Source organism: Pseudomonas sp. I8001, assembly GCF_013385345.1.
In the GTDB taxonomy this organism is placed as follows: Bacteria; Pseudomonadota; Gammaproteobacteria; order Pseudomonadales; family Pseudomonadaceae; genus Aquipseudomonas.
On record NZ_JACAQC010000037.1, the window covers coordinates 14883 to 31761 of the forward strand.

13 protein-coding genes are annotated in these 16879 nt (G+C 62.0%); 9 read left to right on the plus strand and 4 right to left on the minus strand.

What is annotated here, in order from left to right:
* The first annotated feature begins 17 nt into the window (after nucleotides 1–17).
* The 3 genes from HX839_RS23530 to HX839_RS23540 all read left to right on the plus strand — a co-directional run bounded on the left by HX839_RS23530 (nucleotide 18) and on the right by HX839_RS23540 (nucleotide 5063).
* Nucleotides 18–2732, plus strand: coding sequence for a beta-glucosidase (locus tag HX839_RS23530; RefSeq protein ID WP_256344742.1), 2715 nt, complete (start codon nucleotides 18–20; stop codon nucleotides 2730–2732).
* Between the two features lie 138 nt (nucleotides 2733–2870).
* On the plus strand, nucleotides 2871–3983 hold the full coding sequence (locus HX839_RS23535) for a porin (RefSeq protein WP_102369092.1): 1113 nt from the start codon (nucleotides 2871–2873) through the stop codon (nucleotides 3981–3983).
* Between the two features lie 138 nt (nucleotides 3984–4121).
* Nucleotides 4122–5063 (plus strand): cupin, encoded by a 942-nt coding sequence (locus tag HX839_RS23540; protein WP_177067742.1) that lies wholly within the window; start codon nucleotides 4122–4124, stop codon nucleotides 5061–5063.
* Here HX839_RS23540 and HX839_RS23545 read toward each other — a convergent pair.
* Genes HX839_RS23545 through HX839_RS23555 form a run of 3 tightly spaced genes read right to left on the minus strand, consistent with a single transcriptional unit; the run spans nucleotide 5056 to nucleotide 8511 of the window.
* Nucleotides 5056–5961 carry a LysR family transcriptional regulator gene (locus tag HX839_RS23545; RefSeq protein ID WP_177067743.1) on the minus strand — a complete coding sequence of 302 codons (906 nt, stop codon included), beginning with the start codon at nucleotides 5959–5961 and terminating at the stop codon, nucleotides 5056–5058. The genes HX839_RS23540 and HX839_RS23545 overlap by 8 nt on opposite strands.
* Before the next feature lie 34 nt (nucleotides 5962–5995).
* The gene (locus HX839_RS23550; RefSeq protein WP_177067744.1) at nucleotides 5996–6718 is read right to left on the minus strand and encodes a FadR/GntR family transcriptional regulator; all 723 of its coding nucleotides are present in this window, start codon (nucleotides 6716–6718) and stop codon (nucleotides 5996–5998) included.
* Nucleotides 6719–6774: 56 nt separating this feature from the next.
* Entirely contained in the window at nucleotides 6775–8511 is a 1737-nt protein-coding gene (locus tag HX839_RS23555) for an IlvD/Edd family dehydratase (RefSeq protein WP_177009543.1), read from the minus strand.
* A 192-nt stretch (nucleotides 8512–8703) separates the two neighbouring features.
* Between HX839_RS23555 and HX839_RS23560 the strand changes: the two genes are divergently transcribed.
* Genes HX839_RS23560 through HX839_RS23580 form a run of 5 tightly spaced genes read left to right on the plus strand, consistent with a single transcriptional unit; the run spans nucleotide 8704 to nucleotide 14600 of the window.
* Nucleotides 8704–10026, plus strand: a complete 1323-nt coding sequence (locus HX839_RS23560; RefSeq protein ID WP_177067745.1) for an MFS transporter — start codon at nucleotides 8704–8706, stop codon at nucleotides 10024–10026.
* Between the two features lie 21 nt (nucleotides 10027–10047).
* On the plus strand, nucleotides 10048–11040 hold the full coding sequence (gene araD1, locus HX839_RS23565) for an AraD1 family protein (protein ID WP_177052014.1): 993 nt from the start codon (nucleotides 10048–10050) through the stop codon (nucleotides 11038–11040).
* A gap of 11 nt (nucleotides 11041–11051) precedes the next feature.
* Nucleotides 11052–12632, plus strand: a complete 1581-nt coding sequence (locus tag HX839_RS23570) for an aldehyde dehydrogenase (NADP(+)) (protein ID WP_177067746.1) — start codon at nucleotides 11052–11054, stop codon at nucleotides 12630–12632.
* A 39-nt stretch (nucleotides 12633–12671) separates the two neighbouring features.
* Nucleotides 12672–13547: an SMP-30/gluconolactonase/LRE family protein gene (locus HX839_RS23575; protein ID WP_102369086.1), complete on the plus strand. Its 876-nt coding sequence runs from the start codon at nucleotides 12672–12674 to the stop codon at nucleotides 13545–13547.
* Nucleotides 13548–13595: 48 nt separating this feature from the next.
* On the plus strand, nucleotides 13596–14600 hold the full coding sequence (locus tag HX839_RS23580) for a substrate-binding domain-containing protein (protein WP_003217769.1): 1005 nt from the start codon (nucleotides 13596–13598) through the stop codon (nucleotides 14598–14600).
* Nucleotides 14601–14755: 155 nt separating this feature from the next.
* Here HX839_RS23580 and HX839_RS23585 read toward each other — a convergent pair whose 3' ends face one another.
* The gene (locus tag HX839_RS23585; RefSeq protein WP_102369085.1) at nucleotides 14756–15904 is read right to left on the minus strand and encodes an aldose epimerase family protein; all 1149 of its coding nucleotides are present in this window, start codon (nucleotides 15902–15904) and stop codon (nucleotides 14756–14758) included.
* 128 nt (nucleotides 15905–16032) lie between these two features.
* Between HX839_RS23585 and HX839_RS23590 the strand changes: the two genes are divergently transcribed.
* On the plus strand, nucleotides 16033–16815 hold the full coding sequence (locus tag HX839_RS23590; protein ID WP_003217767.1) for an SDR family NAD(P)-dependent oxidoreductase: 783 nt from the start codon (nucleotides 16033–16035) through the stop codon (nucleotides 16813–16815).
* The last annotated feature ends 64 nt before the right edge of the window (nucleotides 16816–16879 follow it).

Sequence of the window (16879 nt, forward strand, 5' to 3'; positions counted from 1 at the left end):
AAGTAACGGAGCTTTTCATGACTACCTCAATAACGCGGTACGGGCGCGTATGCCCTGGTTTTTTCCGACTGTCGACGCTGGCAGCGGCGGTGTTGTGTTCAACCCTGGCGGGGCCGTCCATGGCCAGGGAAACCGATGAGGCCCGGGTGGATGCCCTGCTGAAAAAGATGACCCTTGACGACAAGTTCAACCTGATCCGCGGCATGACCGAAGCGGATGCTACCAACCAGGGTCAGGCCGGCTACCTGCCGGGCGTACCGCGCCTCGGCGTGCCGGCCCTGCGCATGGCAGACGGGCCACCCGGTATCCTGACCCGCAAGGCCTCGATCATTCCCACCTCGACCATGGGCCTGGCCGCCACCTTCAGCAAACAGGATGCCTTTGATAACGGCACGGTGATTGGCGAGGAAGCAAAGCGCCTGGGCATCGACGTGGCGCTGGAGCCCTTCATCAACATGTTCCGCGACTCGGGCTTTCGGCGCGGCTGGAACACCTATGGCGAAGACCCGCTCCTGACCGGCAGCATGGGCGCTGAATTGATCAAGGGCATCCAGGGCCAGGGCGTGATGGCGCAAGCCAAGCACCTGGTCGGCTACGACATGACCGGCTTTGACGTGAGCATCCCCGAGCAAGCCTTGCACGAGGTGTACCTGGCTCCGTTCCAGGACGCCGTTGACGCCGGCGTAGCGTCAATCATGTGCTCCTACAACAAGCTCAACGGCGAATTCGCCTGCGGCAACGAACAATTGCTGGAACAGGTGCTGCGCAAGCAGATGGGCTTCAAGGGCTTTGTCACCTCTGACTGGGGCGGCGTGCACAGTGCGCAATACATCAAGCGGGGCATGGACATGGAGATGCCCGGGCGCATCGATGAACAGCACCCATTCTGGGACATCATGCGTTCCTACTACGACAACACCGAGCAGCAACAGCCTGCGCTGCACACGTCCATGGGCAGCATGAAAAAGGTCTTCGCTCGGCCCATGCCGGAGGAGTGGATGGTCGGCCAGCGGCCAAACGTGCTGCTGGGGCAATTCCCCAACGACGAGAAGCCGAGCAACCTGTTTGAAGCCCTGCGGGATAAAACCGTCAGGGAACAGGACATCGACACGGCCGCCAGGCGCGTGCTCGGGCAGATGGAGCGTTTCGGCCTGTTGGACAAGGGCAGCCACCAGCCACAGTCGACCCCGATGGTGGCCGGGTTGTCCGCCATCGTGCGCCGCACCAGTGAGCATTCGGCGGTGCTGCTGAAAAACCAGGACAACGTACTGCCGCTATCGAAGGACGACCTCACGGGCATAGCGATGATCGGCCCGGGCGCTGTCCAGCCCGTTGCGCTGGGAGTTTCAGCCGAGCACGCGATCGGCATGCCGCAGCTACAAGTCGGGCCGGCCACTGCACTAAAGGCAATCGAACCGAATGCCGCGATTAGCGTGACGGTGGCCAATGACATGACCGGCGTCGTGATTCCGGCAGACCGGGTTTCGTTCGATGGCAAGCCAGGTTGGGTTAGAGTCGAGGAGGGGCAGAACCAGCGTGACCAACAACTGCAGTTCACTGGCGCGAATGCCCTGGCGGCAAACACCTTGCCAAGCTGGAAAACCCACCTGACCATCGATCAGGAAGGCGACTACAACCTCAACCTGCACATGCTTGGCGCCGGTGCCGTGCTGAAGGTCGACGGGAAAATCATCGGTGAAAGCAGCTCGTTGAAAAACGCCCTGCACGGTGATGTGGTGCATCCGGGGCAGGATGCCCTGATGCCAACCACCGATGGCCTCAACAACGTGCGGCGGATGGTCAAGCTCAGCCGTGGCGAACATCTGATTGAAGTCAGCACCTATAACGACACGTCTGGTGAACCGGTTCAAGTACGCCTGGCGTGGGTCACGCCTGCCATGCGCGAAGCCAACCGGGCGCAGGCGCTGGCTGCTGCCCGCAGCGCGAAGAAGGTCGTATTTTTTGCCTGGGCGCGTACCGACCCACAGTTTGGTTTGCCGGGCGACCAGGACAAACTGATCGAAGAAATCGCCGCGATCAATCCCAATCTCGTAGTGGTGCTCAACACCAGCAGCCCGGTCGCGATGCCATGGCTGGACAAGGTCAAGGGCCTGGTGCAGATGTGGTGGACAGGTGATGAAGGCGGCCCTGCGACTGCGAACATCCTCACCGGCCGCAGCAACCCTGCAGGCCGCCTGCCGTTTACCTGGGCCCGCAGCCTGCAGGACTATCCCGCCACCGATCCCAAGTACCCCGAGCGTGGCCAGCAACTGGATGGCGTGGTCAGTTACACCGAGGGCGTCAATATCGGCTACCGCTGGTTTGAGTCGCAGCATAAGGCACCGCTGTTCCCATTCGGTTATGGGTTGTCCTATAGCCGCTTCGATTACAGCGCGCTGCAAACCTATCGCCTGGGCAATGGCGACCTCAAGGTTGATTTCAAACTGACCAACAGTGGTGGCGTTGCGGGGGATGAAGTACCGCAGCTGTACCTGAGTGCACCGCAACACAAGGTCGAAGGTGCCGAGTTCGCGCCGCAGACCCTGGTCGGGTTTGATCGGGTCAGCCTCAAGGCCGGGGAGACTCGGGCGGTGTCCATCACCGTGCCGCTGCGCAAGCTCCAGTATTGGGCGGTGAAGACCCAATCCTGGGAGCTGCCGCGAGGCCAGCGCACCTTGAAACTCGCCAGTGCGTCGGACAACGTGAGGGCCAGCCACGTCGTCTCGTTCTGACCGTTACACCCCATAAAAATAAAAATATCCAGGCTTTAGCGTCACCTACCTCTTGAACGTCTGCGCCATTGCCTGGTGGCGCAGCGGGAGCTTTCACCGATGAATTTCTCTGTTCGTCCAACTGGACAAGGCTTTTGCGTGCGTCATCGTTTTATCCTGGCGTGCTTCCTGGCGCTGTGCAGCGTGCAGCCAGCCATGGCCATCGATCTGATCAAGACCGACAGCGATCGGTTGGAGCTGCACGCCCAGGGCATTTTCGCGTCAAACGACAAGGTCTACATCCAGGGCCGTCACACCGGCAGCATCGGCCACCGCATCAACATGATCTACACCCACCAGCTCGACTCGCAGTGGGCCGTGGGCATGCGTCAGGAATGGGCCTACGACCCGTTCTACTACGACGGCACCGCCGCCCAGACCAAGCGTTTCCAGTATGTGTTCGTGCGCAATGCGCGCTGGGGGCAACTGAGCTACGGTCAGCAAAAGTCCCTGACCTTCGACATGGTGGGTTCGATCACCGACTGGTATTTGGGCTACGGCACTAAAGGGCAGGGCACGTTCAATGGGTATGGCGGCAACCAGTTGCTGGGCTTCTCCCGGCCGAACAAAACCCTGTATTACCGGGTAAGAAGCGACGATTTCGAATTTGGCGTGATGTATGGCCTGGGCACCGGCCCGGTACACAACTCCGTCAACCCCAGCAGCGTGGGCGCCGGCAAATTCGTCGACAGCTCCCGCAATGCGCTGTACCAGGTGGGTACTGTCTGGCGCCCGGCGGATCATTGGTCATTGCGCCTGGCCTACGGCTACACCGAAATGAGCGAGCGTTCACTGGACGGCCACGCTCAACTCAACACTCGGCACCCGAATGTCGAAGGCTGGTTGTCGGGGGTGACCTACACCAATGCGCCCTGGTATCACGCGGTGGTTTACGGCGAGTACCGCAACCTGAATGCATCAGCGCCCACCGCCAGTGGTTATCGCGAGGCTAAGGCACTGGAGTCTTACAGCAGCTATTCGTTTCCGGAAATGGGCGAGCTGGGATTCTTCAAGGCGTATGGCGGGATCAACCTGTTCTCGGACAAGAACAGCTCAGGGCGCAGCGGCTACTCGGTGGCCGGTTTTGCCCTGATCACCTTGCATGACACTTTGGCGATTGGCCTGGAGAGGAAGTTCGATATGGCCAGGAACAAGCAAGGCGACTATACGGGGCAGGATGAGTATGAGTTGGTCGCCAAGTACTACTTTTAACAATTTACCTGCCCCTGGTCGCACAACTGCTGTGCGACTTGGGGGGTTAATCCACTGCCGTACAGTGCCTATAGTTCTGTCACCGTCGCAACGTCCTACGGGGCATGCGAAATCCAGTCGTAGATTGAGGTGATCATAATGAATAGCGAATTCAAGCCTGACGTGGCCGATACCCAACCGCTGCACCTGCTCGATGCCGAATACTTTGAATACAGCAAGGCCGCCAATCCCATCAGCGCCAACCTGATCACCCGCATTCCCTATCACAGCTTCCCGGCCTCGCTGTACGACAGTGGGCCCTCTCGGGTAGTGCCGCTGGACCTCAGCGATGCCTTGGGTTGCGAAGGTCCGGCCACCGGTCCGGGGCTGTGTGCGAACTTCATTCGCCTGAACGCCGGCGATACGCTGGAACTGCACCCCAACGCCACCTCACAGGTGTTTTATGTCATCGCCGGGCAGGGCAGTGTGGTTCAGGGCGCGCACCGCATCGACTGGACCAAAGGCTGCTTCATTGCGCTGCCAGGTCTGCAGCAAGCGCGGTTCAGCGCATCAGAGGATGCGCGCCTGTATTACGTCCACGATGAGCCGCTGTTGCGTTACCTGGGCGTGACCCGCAGTGCCGATCGCTTCGTGCCGACGCTGTATCCCGCGGAGCTGGCCAACGCAAAACTGCGGGAAGCGGCCGATGATCCCCGCGCCCAGGACCGTAGCCGTATCAGCATCCTGCTGGGCAATCGCAACTTCCCGCAGACCCGTACCGTGACCCATGTGCTGTGGGCGATGTATGGGATTCTGCCCGCCGGCTCGATTCAGAAGCCCCACCGACACCAGTCGATTGCGCTGGATTTCATCATTGATTGCCCCAAGGGCTGCTATTCGCTGGTGGGCACCGAACTGGACGCCGATGGGCAGATCCGCAACCCGGTGCGGGTCGACTGGTCGCCGGGCCTGGCGTTCGTCACCCCGCCAGGCTACTGGCATGCTCACTTCAACGAGTCCGATACGGAAGCCTTCCTGATTCCGATCCAGGATGCGGGGCTGCAAACCTATCTGCGGTCGCTGGATATCCGCTTCAGTTGAAACGCTTCCAGTGCGGTGTTTCGCCCATCTGCTCGACGATAAAGTCGATGAAGCACCGCACTTTGGAAGACACGATGCGCTTGGGTGGATACACGAACCACACCGCCGATTCACGGCCTGCGATGCGGATATCCCACTCAGGCAACCACACCAGCAACTCGCCGGTTTGAATGGGTTTGGCTACCAGCCAGTCGGGCAGCAAGGCAAATCCCAGGCCCTGTTGTGCGGCGATCAATTGTGCGTCCAGGTCGTTGATCCGGATGCTGTCTTTATGCACCAGCGGTGACACCTCACGCCCGTTGGCAAATGCACTGTCAGCCGCCCCCAGAATCGCCGGCATGGCAGCCAGGTCGGCAGGGTTGACCGGCGCCGGATACTCCCGGCAAAACGCCGGGCTGGCCACCAGCCGGTAGCGCTCATCGCAGATCTTGCGTGCCTTCAACGTGGAATCCGCCAGGGTGCCAATGCGGATCGCCAGGTCCGCGCCGGCATGAATCAGGTTGACGTGGCTGTCGTCCAGCACCAGTTCCAGCTTGATCTGCGGGTAGCGGGCCAGGAAGGCATTCAAGGTGGGAAGGATATGGTGGCGGGCAAAGGCGGGCGGCAGGTTGAGCTTGAGCACGCCCCGTGGTTGTTCGTTCAGCGCGGAGGTGGCCGCCTTGGCTTGTTCCAGCTCGTCCAGCACCCGGCGTGCGTGCGTCAGGAATGTCTGGCCACCCTCGGTCAGGTGCAGCGTACGGGTAGAGCGGTTGAACAAGGCGATGCCGAGGTCCTGTTCAAGGTCCTTCACGTAGCGTGAAACCGTGGAAGCCTTGATGCCAAGCCGGTCGGCGGCACGGGAGAAGTTATTGCCCTCGGCGGCTTCGACAAAGGCGGTTAACGCAGCGAAGTAATCCAAGGGCGGCCTCGACTTGACGGTGGGTTGCCTGGCGCTACAGCGGCGTCAGCACGTTCATCACGGTGTCCAGCGCCACCCGGGTATCGTCCAGTTGCACCAGGGAGGCATGCCGCGCGCCAAGGGCGTCACGGTTCTTGATCGCGGTGAGGATCGCTTTGTGCCGGGGCAGGCTGAGGCCCTGGATGTCGGGGCGACGGTTGGTGATGTTGATGGACTCGCGAAGTGGCAGCGACAGCATATTGCACATGTAGGCCAGCAAGTCGTTGCGGGTCGCATCGGCAATCGCCCGGTGGAAGTCCAGGTCGGCCTGCAGCAACGTTTCGTGGGTATTGGCGGTTTCCATGCCGAGGTAGGCTTTTTCGATGGTGGCGATGTCGGTGTCGGTGGCGGTGGTCGCGGCCATCGCGGCGATTTCCGGCTCGAGGATCCGGCGCACACCGGCCAGGGTGTTGAAAAACTCGCTGTGGGGTGTCGACTGCATCAGCCAGGTCAGCACGTCCGGGTCCAGCAAGTGCCACTGCACCCGTGGGCGCACCACGGCGCCGACCTTGGGCTTGGAAATCACCAGGCCCTTGGCGCTGAGCACCCGGGTCGCCTCACGCAATACCGAGCGGCTGACCTTGTACTCCTCGCACAAGGTGGCCTCCATGGGCAACCGTTCTTCCGGCTTGAAGCGCCCGGAAACGATGTGCATGCCCAAGTCCTGGACGATTTGGGCGTGCATGCTCTTGCGCGGCTTGGTCGGCTGCTGATCCATAACAGGGAGGCTACTCTGGCGAAATACGCGGCATCATAACATTGCTCCCGTCCCAATTAGTGGGAATGACGCGGCACTTCGGCGCCACGGCAGCCCACCAGGAAGTCGAAGTCGCAGCCCTGGTCTGCCTGTAATACGTGGTCGATGTACAGCTGCCGGTAGCCCCCGACAATCAGCTGCTCGGGCGGCGCAAGGTCGGCCATGCGGGCCGCCAGTTCGGCGTCCGGGATGTCCAGGTGCAGGCGGCCATTGGCGCAATCGAGTTCGATCCAGTCGCCTTCCTTGACCGTCGCCAATGGACCGCCGGCCGCCGCTTCCGGCGCCACGTGCAACACCACGGTGCCGTAGGCCGTGCCGCTCATGCGCGCATCGGAAATCCGCACCATGTCGGTCACGCCCTGGGCCAGCAGTTTGGCCGGCAAGCCCATGTTGCCGACTTCCGCCATGCCCGGATAACCCTTGGGCCCGCAGTTTTTCATCACCAGGATCGAGTTGGCATCCACGTCCAGTTCCGGGTCGTTGATCCGTGCCTTGTACATGTCGAAGTTCTCGAACACCACGGCACGCCCGCGATGCTGCATCAGCTCGGGACTGGCAGCCGAGGGCTTGAGGACTGCACCCAGTGGCGCGAGGTTGCCCCGCAGCACACAAATGCCGCCGTCGGCGCGGATCGGGTTGTCGAGGGTGCGGATCACTTCGTCCTGGCCGTAGATCGGCGCTTCCCGTGTGTTTTCGCCGAGGGACTTGCCGTTGACGGTCAAGGCATTCGGGTGCGGGATCAGGTTGGCCTCACCGAGGCGGCGCAGCACCGCCGGCAGGCCGCCAGCGTAGTAGAACTCCTCCATCAGGAAGCGCCCGGACGGCTGCAGGTCGACGATGGTCGGCATGCCACGGCCCATGCGGGTCCAGTCGTCCAGGTCGAGCTCGACGCCGATGCGCCCGGCGATGGCTTTCAGGTGAATCACCGCGTTGGTCGAGCCGCCGATGGCTGCGTTCACACGAATCGCGTTTTCGAAAGCCTCCTTGGTCAGGATCTTCGACAGCTTCAGGTCTTCACGCACCATCTCCACCGCACGCATGCCGGACATGTGCGCCAGTACATAACGCCGCGCATCCACCGCGGGAATCGCCGCGTTGTGGGGCAGGGAAGTGCCGAGTGCTTCGGCCATGCAGGCCATGGTCGAGGCGGTGCCCATGGTGTTGCAGGTGCCCGCCGAGCGGGACATGCCGCCTTCGGCCGCGAGGAAATCGTCGAGGGTAATGGTGCCCGCCTTGACCTGTTCGCTGAGCTGCCACACCACGGTGCCCGAGCCGATGTCCTGGCCCTTGTGCTTGCCATTGAGCATCGGCCCGCCGGTGACGACGATCGCCGGCACGTCGCAACTGGCGGCGCCCATCAGCAGCGCCGGGGTGGTCTTGTCACAGCCGGTCAGCAGCACCACGCCGTCGATGGGGTTGCCGCGAATGGCTTCCTCCACGTCCATGCTGGCCAGGTTACGGGTGAGCATCGCGGTGGGGCGCAGGTTCGATTCGCCGTTGGAGAACACCGGAAATTCCACCGGAAAGCCACCGGCTTCGATCACGCCGCGTTTCACATGCTCGGCAATCTGGCGGAAGTGCGCGTTGCAGGGCGTCAGCTCCGACCAGGTATTGCAGATCCCGATGATCGGTTTGCCGTGGAACTGATGATCGGCAATCCCCTGGTTTTTCATCCAGCTGCGGTACATGAAGCCGTTTTTATCGGCGGTACCAAACCAGCTTGCGGAGCGCAGGACGGGCTTTTTCTCGGACATGGCTGACTCTCTTATTGTAAGACTATATTGATCCATTCTCGGCTTAACATAGGCGTAAATTCGGGCATTTGGAAGTGTTGTTGATTAAATAGTATTACTATATAGTCAGATTCAACGAGGCCTGGCCCTGGCGGTTTTCCGCGAGAGGCGACCCGAAACGCTCTATAAAAATAACAATCGGAGACCGCTCACATGAGCCAGGAACAGCGGCTGATACGTCGCATCACGCTGAAACTGATTCCCTTCCTGATCTTGCTGTACCTGATTGCCTACGTGGATCGCTCGGCCGTGGGCTTCGCCAAATTGCACATGGGCGCGGATGTCGGCATCGGCGATGCGGCGTATGGGCTGGGAGCAGGGCTGTTCTTTATTGGCTACTTCCTGCTGGAAATCCCCAGCAACCTGATGCTCGACCGTTTCGGCGCGCGGCGCTGGTTCGCACGAATCATGGTGACCTGGGGCGCGATAACCATCGGCATGGCATTCGTCCAGGGCCCCCACAGTTTCTATGTGATGCGCTTTCTGCTGGGCGCCGCCGAAGCCGGGTTCTTCCCGGGTGTCCTCTACTACATCACCCAATGGTTCCCGGTGAGGCACCGCGGCAAGATCCTCGGGCTGTTCATCCTGTCCCAACCCATCGCCATGATGATCACCGGCCCCGTGGCGGGCGGCTTGCTCGGCATGGACGGGATACTCGGCCTGCACGGCTGGCAGTGGTTGTTCATCGTCATCGGCACCCCAGCGATCCTGCTGACCTGGCCGGTGCTGCGCTACCTGCCGGATGGGCCGCAACAGGTGAAATGGATGGACCAGGCGGAGAAGGCCTGGCTCACCGGCGAGCTGGCCAAAGACCTGCAAGCCTACGGCCAGACCCGGCACGGCAACCCGCTGCATGCGCTGAAGGACAAACGCGTGCTGCTGCTGGCGCTGTTCTACTTGCCGGTGACCTTGAGCATTTATGGGCTGGGCCTGTGGCTGCCGACCTTGATCAAGCAGTTTGGCGGCAGCGACCTGACCACCGGGTTTGTGTCGGCAGTGCCCTACATCTTCGGGATCATCGGTTTGCTGATCGTCCCGCGCAGTTCCGATCGCCTGAATGATCGCTACGGTCATCTTGCCGTGCTCTACGTGTTGGGCGCCATCGGCCTGTTCCTCAGCGCCTGGCTGAAAGTGCCGCTGTGGCAACTGGCAGCGCTGTGCCTGGTGGCGTTTGCGCTGTTTTCTTGCACGGCGGTGTTCTGGACCTTGCCGGGACGTTTCTTTGCCGGCGCGAGTGCAGCGGCGGGCATCGCCTTGATCAACTCGGTGGGCAACCTCGGCGGCTACATCGGGCCGTTCGTGATCGGCGCCCTCAAGGAGTACACCGGAAACCTTGCGTCGGGCTTGTACTTCCTGGCGTGCGTGATGCTGTTCGGGGTGGTGTTGACCGGGGTGGTCTATCGGTTGCTGGAGCGCAGGCACGTGCTGCCGCCCGACCAGTTCGCCGCCAGCGCCCGTGGCGCCACGCGTACTTAATTGGCAATCAGGAGAACACTCATGGGGTTAGTGCAGTTTGAATTGAACAACGGCGAACGCCGAGTGGGCGTGGTCGACGGCGATCAGGTACGCGAGGTGCGGGCCGCCCGCACGGTACGCGACCTGGCACTCGCCGCCATCGAGGCTGGCGTCACCCTGCAACAGCACATAGACCACCTCGGCCTGGCCGAGAGCCACGACTACGCCAAACTGCTGGCCGCGCAGAAGATCTTGCCACCGCTGGATCACCCGGACCCGGCCCACACGCTGGTCAGCGGTACCGGCCTGACCCACCTGGGCAGTGCGTCGGCGCGGGACAAGATGCACCAGAACGCCAGTGACGAAAGCGCGATGACCGACAGCATGCGCATCTTCAAATGGGGCGTGGAGGGCGGCAAACCGGCTTCTGGCCAGGCCGGTGTGCAGCCGGAATGGTTCTACAAGGGCGACGGCAGCATCGTGGTGCGTCCGGGCCAGCCATTCCCGTGGCCAGCGTTTGCCGAAGACGCCGGCGAAGAGCCGGAAATCGCCGGGCTGTATGTGATTGGTCACGACGGCAAGCCGTATCGCCTGGGCTACGCGGTGGGCAACGAGTTTTCCGACCACGTGATGGAGCGCAAGAATTACCTGTACCTGGCCCACTCCAAGCTGCGCAGTTGCAGCTACGGTCCCGAGTTGCGCCTAGGTGAACTGCCCCGGCACCTGGCGGGCACCAGCCGTATCGTGCGCAATGGCGAGGTGTTGTGGCAGCACGAATTCCTCAGTGGCGAAGCCAACATGTGCCACAGCCTCGAAAACCTTGAATACCACCATTTCAAATACACCCAGTTCCTGCGCCCAGGTGACGTGCATATCCATTTCTTCGGCACCGCCACCTTGTCGTTTGCCGACGGCATTCGTACCCAGCCAGGCGATGTGTTTGAAATCAGCCAGGCCGAATTCGGCGCGCCATTGATCAACGGCATTGCCGTGGCCAACAGCGGCGTGGCACCTGGCGGCATAGGCACCCTTTGAAGGAGACAGGCATGACCCGGATTTGTGGCCACAACTACATCGGCGGCCAGCGCAGCGCTGCCGGCAGCATCACCCTGCAGAGCATCGACGCCACCAGTGGCGAGGCATTGCCCTTTGATTTCTACCAGGCCACCGCGCAGGAGGTCGACGCCGCGGCCAACGCCGCCGCTCAGGCTTACCCGGCTTATCGCAGCCTGAGCGCGCAGCATCGTGCGTCGTTCCTGGAGGCGATAGCCGATGAACTGGACGCCCTGGGCGATGACTTTGTCGCCCTGGTCTGCCGCGAAACGGCGTTGCCCGCCGGGCGTATCCAGGGTGAGCGCGGTCGTACCAGCGGCCAGATGCGGTTGTTCGCCAAGGTACTGCGGCGCGGTGATTTCTACGGCGCGCGGATCGACCAGGCGCTGCCGGATCGTCAGCCCTTGCCGCGCCCGGATCTGCGCCAATACCGCATCGGCCTGGGGCCGGTCGCGGTGTTTGGGGCGAGCAATTTCCCCCTGGCTTTTTCCACTGCCGGTGGCGACACCGCCGCCGCGCTGGCGGCCGGTTGCCCGGTGGTGTTCAAGGCCCACAGCGGCCACATGGCCACCGCCGAGCGGGTCGCCGATGCGATCATGCGGGCGGCCGAGCGCACAGGTATGCCCGGCGGCGTGTTCAACATGATCTTCGGCGGCGGTGTGGGGGAAGCGCTGGTCAAGCACCCGGCGATCCAGGCCGTGGGTTTCACCGGCTCGCTCAAAGGCGGCCGGGCGTTGTGCGATATGGCGGTGGCACGCCCGCAACCGATCCCGGTGTTCGCCGAGATGTCCAGCATCAACCCGGTGATCGTCTTGCCCCAGGCCCTGCAAACCCGGGCAGACACCATCGCCCGCGACCTGGTCGCCTCGGTGGTGCAGGGGTGCGGCCAGTTCTGCACGAACCCGGGGCTGGTGATCGGGATTGCCTCGCCAGCGTTCACAGGCTTCACCCAACAGGTCGCCCAACTGATCGGCGGCCAGCCCGCGCAAACCATGCTCAATGCCGGCACCTTGAACAGCTACGGCAAAGGCCTGCACACGCTGCTGGCCCATCCTGGCATCGAGCACCTGGCGGGCCAGACGCAAACCGGCAATCAGGCGCAGCCACAGCTATTCAAAGCGGACGCCAGCCTGCTGATCAACGGCGATGAAGTGCTGCAGGAGGAAGTGTTCGGCCCCACCACGGTGTTCGTGGAAGTCGCCGACCAGGCCCAACTCACTGCGGCGTTGCACGGCCTGCACGGCCAATTGACCGCGACGATCATCGGCGAGCCGGCGGATTTCACCCAGTTCGGCGAGTTGACGCCGCTGCTGGAGCAAAAGGTTGGCCGCATCCTGCTCAACGGCTACCCCACGGGCGTCGAGGTGTGTGACGCGATGGTCCATGGCGGGCCGTATCCGGCGACTTCGGATGCCCGTGGCACTTCCGTGGGCACCCTGGCGATCGAGCGTTTCCTGCGACCTGTGTGCTTTCAGAATTACCCTGATAGCCTGCTCCCCGACGCGCTGAAGAATGCCAACCCGTTGCGCATTCAGCGTCTGGTAGATGGGCAGCCGTCGCGCGACGCGCTGTAACCGGTACCACCTGAAAACAACAAGAAAGCAGGAGGTTTCATGTCGTGGACCGCAGTCACACCGCACCGGGCTCGGCTGGGCGAAGGGCCGTTCTGGGATGTACCGGGCCAGGCCTTGTATTGGGTGGACATCATCGGCCAGCAGGCCTTGCGCCTGCAGGGCGGGCAATTGCACACCTGGCAATTGCCTGAGCCGGTCTCGGCGTTTATTCCGTGCGCCAGCGGCGATGCACTGGTGACCCTGAGCAGCGGCGTGTATCGTCTCGACCTCGATTCGACGCCGAGCGATCCGCGCCTGACCTTGCTTTGCGTCGCCGATCCGCAAGCGGGCAACCGTGCCAACGAAGCCCGCTGCGACGCCCAGGGCCGGCTGTGGCTGGGCACCATGCAGAACAACATCGGCGAGCACGGTGAAGACTTGCCGGTGCTGCGACGTTCCGGCGGCCTGTTCCGGGTCGATACCGACGGGCAGGTCACGCCGTTGCTGCAAGGCTTGGGCATTCCCAACACCTTGCTCTGGAACGACGCCGCCACCCACGTGCATTTCGGCGACAGCCTGGACGGCACGCTCTATCAATATCCGATTAATGAACAGGGCCAGCTCGCACCTGCGCAAGTCTGGTTCGGGCCTCACTCCCGGGGCGGCCCGGACGGCTCGGCCATGGACGCCGAAGGCTATATCTGGAACGCCCGCTGGGACGGCAGCTGCCTGCTGCGGCTGACGCCGGACGGTGAAGTTGACCGGGTCATCGAATTGCCGGTCAGCCGTCCCACCAGTTGCGTGTTCGCAGGCCCCGACCTCAAGACCTTGTACATCACCAGTGCCGCCAGCCCGCTGGATCACCCGCTGGACGGTGCGGTGCTGGCCATTGAGGTCGATGTGCCGGGGAAAACCTGCCACCGCTTTGCAGGATAACCAACAGGCTGTTTAACGCACTCAAAAACAACAACAAGGAGTCACCCTATGAATCGTCGTCGTGGTATCCGTTCCCTGTGCTGCGCCGCTGTGGCGGTGTCCGCCGTCGGCCTGAGCAGCCTGTTGCTGGCGGCCGAGCCGGTGAAGATCGGCTTTCTGGTCAAGCAGGCGGAAGAGCCCTGGTTCCAGACCGAATGGGCCTTCGCCGAAAAGGCCGGCAAGGACAAGGGCTTCGAGGTGATCAAGATCGCCGTGCCCGACGGCGAGAAAACCCTCTCGGCCATCGACAGCCTGGCGGCCAACGGTGCCAAGGGTTTTGTGATTTGCCCGCCGGACGTGTCCCTCGGCCCGGCGATCATGGCCAAGGCCAAAGCCAACGGCTTGAAAGTGATCGCCGTGGATGACCGTTTTGTGGACGCCAAGGGCAACTTCATGGAAGACGTGCCTTACCTGGGCATGGCCGCGTTTGAAGTGGGCGAGAAGCAGGGCAGTGCCATGGCCACTGAAGCGAAAAAACGTGGCTGGGACTGGAAGGACACCTATGCGGTGATCAACACCTACAACGAACTCGATACCGGTAAAAAGCGCACTGATGGCTCGGTCAAATCCCTGAAGGCTGCGGGTATTCCGGATGACCACATCCTGTACGCAGCCCTCAAGACCCTCGACGTCCCCGGCAGCATGGACGCCACCAACTCGGCGCTGGTCAAGCTGCCCGGCGGCGCGAAAAACCTGATCATCGGCGGCATGAATGACAACACCGTGCTTGGCGGCGTGCGCGCCACCGAAAGCGCCGGGTTTGCGGCGGCGAATGTCATCGGCATCGGCATCAACGGCACCGATGCCATTGGCGAATTGAAGAAAGCCAACAGCGGCTTCTTCGGCTCGATGCTGCCCAGCCCGCACATCGAGGGCTACAACACCGCGAGCATGATGTTCGAGTGGGTCACTACGGGTAAGGAGCCGCCGAAGTACACGGCGATGGATGAGGTGACGCTGATCACCCGCGAGAACTTCAAACAGGAGCTGGAAAAGATCGGTTTGTGGAACTGATGGCCGCTGACGTTTCCCGGCAGCCCTGCTAACGCCGGTACTGTGGGAGCTGTCGAGCTTCAGCGGAGGCTGTGATAGCGGTGGGTCAGGTACCTTGGATATTGATAGTGCCGACGTCATCGCAGCCTCGCCAAAGCTCGACAGCTCCCACAGGTTTAGTCAGCAGAGAATTTCAGCACGGTATTCTGCGTGTAGGTCTGACCAGGATCGAGACGGGTAGAGGGGAAGCTCGGCTGGTTGGGGCCGTCGGGAAAATGCTGGGTTTCCAGGGTGAACGCACTCCAGTGGGCGTAAGGCTTGCCACCCTTGCCCTTGATCGTCCCGTCGAGGAAGTTGCCGGTATAGAACTGCACGCCAGGCTCGCTGGTATACAGTTGCAAGCGGCGACCGGACTGCGGGTCACGAACGTCGGCGGCCAGTTTGCCGATATCACCCTTGGCATCCAGCACCCAGTTGAAGTCAAAGCCACCTTGTTTAGGTTCGGCGAATTTCAGCTGGGGATGATCGTCCTTGATGTGCTGGCCGATGGCAGTGGGCTTGAGAAAGTCCATCGGCGTGCCGGCGACCGGGGCCAGTTCGCCGGTGGGAATCAGGGTGCTGTTGACCGGGGTGTAATGGCTGGCATGCAGGGTGGCGACCTGCTTGAGCACATCACCGCTGCCGGCGCCGGCGAGGTTGAAGTAACTGTGGTTGGTGAGGTTGAGCACCGTGGGTTTGTCGGTGGTGGCCTTGTAGTCGATGTGCAGTTCGTTCTTGTCGTTGAGGCTATAGGTGACATCGACTTTCAGGTTGCCGGGGAAACCCATCTCGCCGTCCTTGGACAGGTAGCTCAGGGTCACGCCCACCGAATCGTCCTGCTTGACCGGCTGGGCTTTCCACACATGCTTGTCGAAACCTTGCGGGCCGCCGTGCAGCGAGTTCGGCCCGTCGTTGAGGGGCACTTGATAGCGTTTGCCGTCCAGTTCAAAGCTGCCCTTGTCCAGGCGGTTGCCAAAACGGCCGATGGTCGCGCCGAAGAACGCGGTACCGGCCTGGTAGCCCTGGACGTCATCGAACCCCAGCACCACGTCGGCGAACTGGCCGTGTTTGTCGGGTACTTTCAGCGACTGCAAGACCGCGCCATAGGTGATGACCGTGGCTTGTACGCCATGGCTGTTACGCAATACATACTGCTCGACGGCGGTGCCGTCATTGGTTTTGCCGAAGGGTTTGTGTTCGCTGGACAAGCCAGCCGCCTGAGCGCCCAGGCTGGCCACCGCCAGGGAGAGGCCAAGGCCGGTAAGCAGGAATCGGGATTGCCGCATGACTGAGCTACCTTTATTGTTGTTGATTAAATAGTTCTACTATTTATTCGGCTGCAGGGCTGATTTATAGCCAATATCGCAAAACATGCAATATAAAATAAGACTAAATACAGCGGAGTGACTGCCCCATGAACACTGAAAAACAGCCCGGCGCGCAGGCGATGTACCCGGACCTGCGGGATAAAACCGTGCTGATCTCCGGCGGTGCTTCCGGGATAGGCGAGGCCATGGTGCGTGCCTTCGCACGCCAGGGGGCCAAGGTAGCCTTCGTGGACCGGGCGCAAGGGCAGGGCGACCGATTGGCGGCGATATTGTCGGCCGAGGGCCATGCCGTCGAATTCGCCCATTGCGATATCACCGACGAGATCGCGTACAAGGCCGCGATAGCGTGCCTGGCGCAGAGCCTTGGACCGATCGACGTGCTGGTGAACAATGCCGCCAACGACGTTCGGCACACCCTGGATGAAATCGACTCGGAGCGGTTCGACCAACTGATTTCGGTCAACCTGAAGCACGGGTTTTTCGCGGCCCGGGCCGTGGTGCCGATGATGAAGGCCGCAGGCGGCGGGTCGATCATCAACCTGGGTTCCATCGGCTGGATGATGGCTTCCAGCGGCTACCCGGTATATGCCGCCAGCAAAGCCGCCGCCCACGGCATGACCCGGGCCCTGGCGCGGGAGCTTGGGCCCAGCCGTATCAGGGTCAATACGCTGGTGCCGGGCTGGGTGATGACCGAGAAACAACTGGCGATGTGGGTGGATGACGCGGCCCGGGAGTTGATCGCCCGCAGCCAGTGCCTGCCGGGCAGTGTGGAGCCGGAACATATCGCCAATATGGCGCTGTTCCTGGCCTCTGATGTATCGGCGATGTGTACCGCACAGAACTTCATTGTGGACGGCGGCTGGGTCTAGGCCGGGGAAGGGTCGCCATCCCGGATGCAACGAATCGCCGCCCGGGGCCTCATACAGTAACGAA

Bases quoted from the DNA above. Each gene is read 5' to 3' on its own strand.
- HX839_RS23530 (WP_256344742.1), top strand. From the start codon at position 18: ATGACTACCTCAATAACGCGGTACGGGCGCGTATGCCCTGGTTTTTTC.
- HX839_RS23540 (WP_177067742.1), top strand. From the start codon at position 4,122: ATGAATAGCGAATTCAAGCCTGACGTGGCCGATACCCAACCGCTGCAC.
- HX839_RS23550 (WP_177067744.1), bottom strand. From the start codon at position 6,718: ATGGATCAGCAGCCGACCAAGCCGCGCAAGAGCATGCACGCCCAAATC.
- HX839_RS23555 (WP_177009543.1), bottom strand. From the start codon at position 8,511: ATGTCCGAGAAAAAGCCCGTCCTGCGCTCCGCAAGCTGGTTTGGTACC.
- HX839_RS23560 (WP_177067745.1), top strand. From the start codon at position 8,704: ATGAGCCAGGAACAGCGGCTGATACGTCGCATCACGCTGAAACTGATT.
- araD1 (WP_177052014.1), top strand. From the start codon at position 10,048: ATGGGGTTAGTGCAGTTTGAATTGAACAACGGCGAACGCCGAGTGGGC.
- HX839_RS23570 (WP_177067746.1), top strand. From the start codon at position 11,052: ATGACCCGGATTTGTGGCCACAACTACATCGGCGGCCAGCGCAGCGCT.
- HX839_RS23575 (WP_102369086.1), top strand. From the start codon at position 12,672: ATGTCGTGGACCGCAGTCACACCGCACCGGGCTCGGCTGGGCGAAGGG.
- HX839_RS23580 (WP_003217769.1), top strand. From the start codon at position 13,596: ATGAATCGTCGTCGTGGTATCCGTTCCCTGTGCTGCGCCGCTGTGGCG.
- HX839_RS23585 (WP_102369085.1), bottom strand. From the start codon at position 15,904: ATGCGGCAATCCCGATTCCTGCTTACCGGCCTTGGCCTCTCCCTGGCG.
- HX839_RS23590 (WP_003217767.1), top strand. From the start codon at position 16,033: ATGAACACTGAAAAACAGCCCGGCGCGCAGGCGATGTACCCGGACCTG.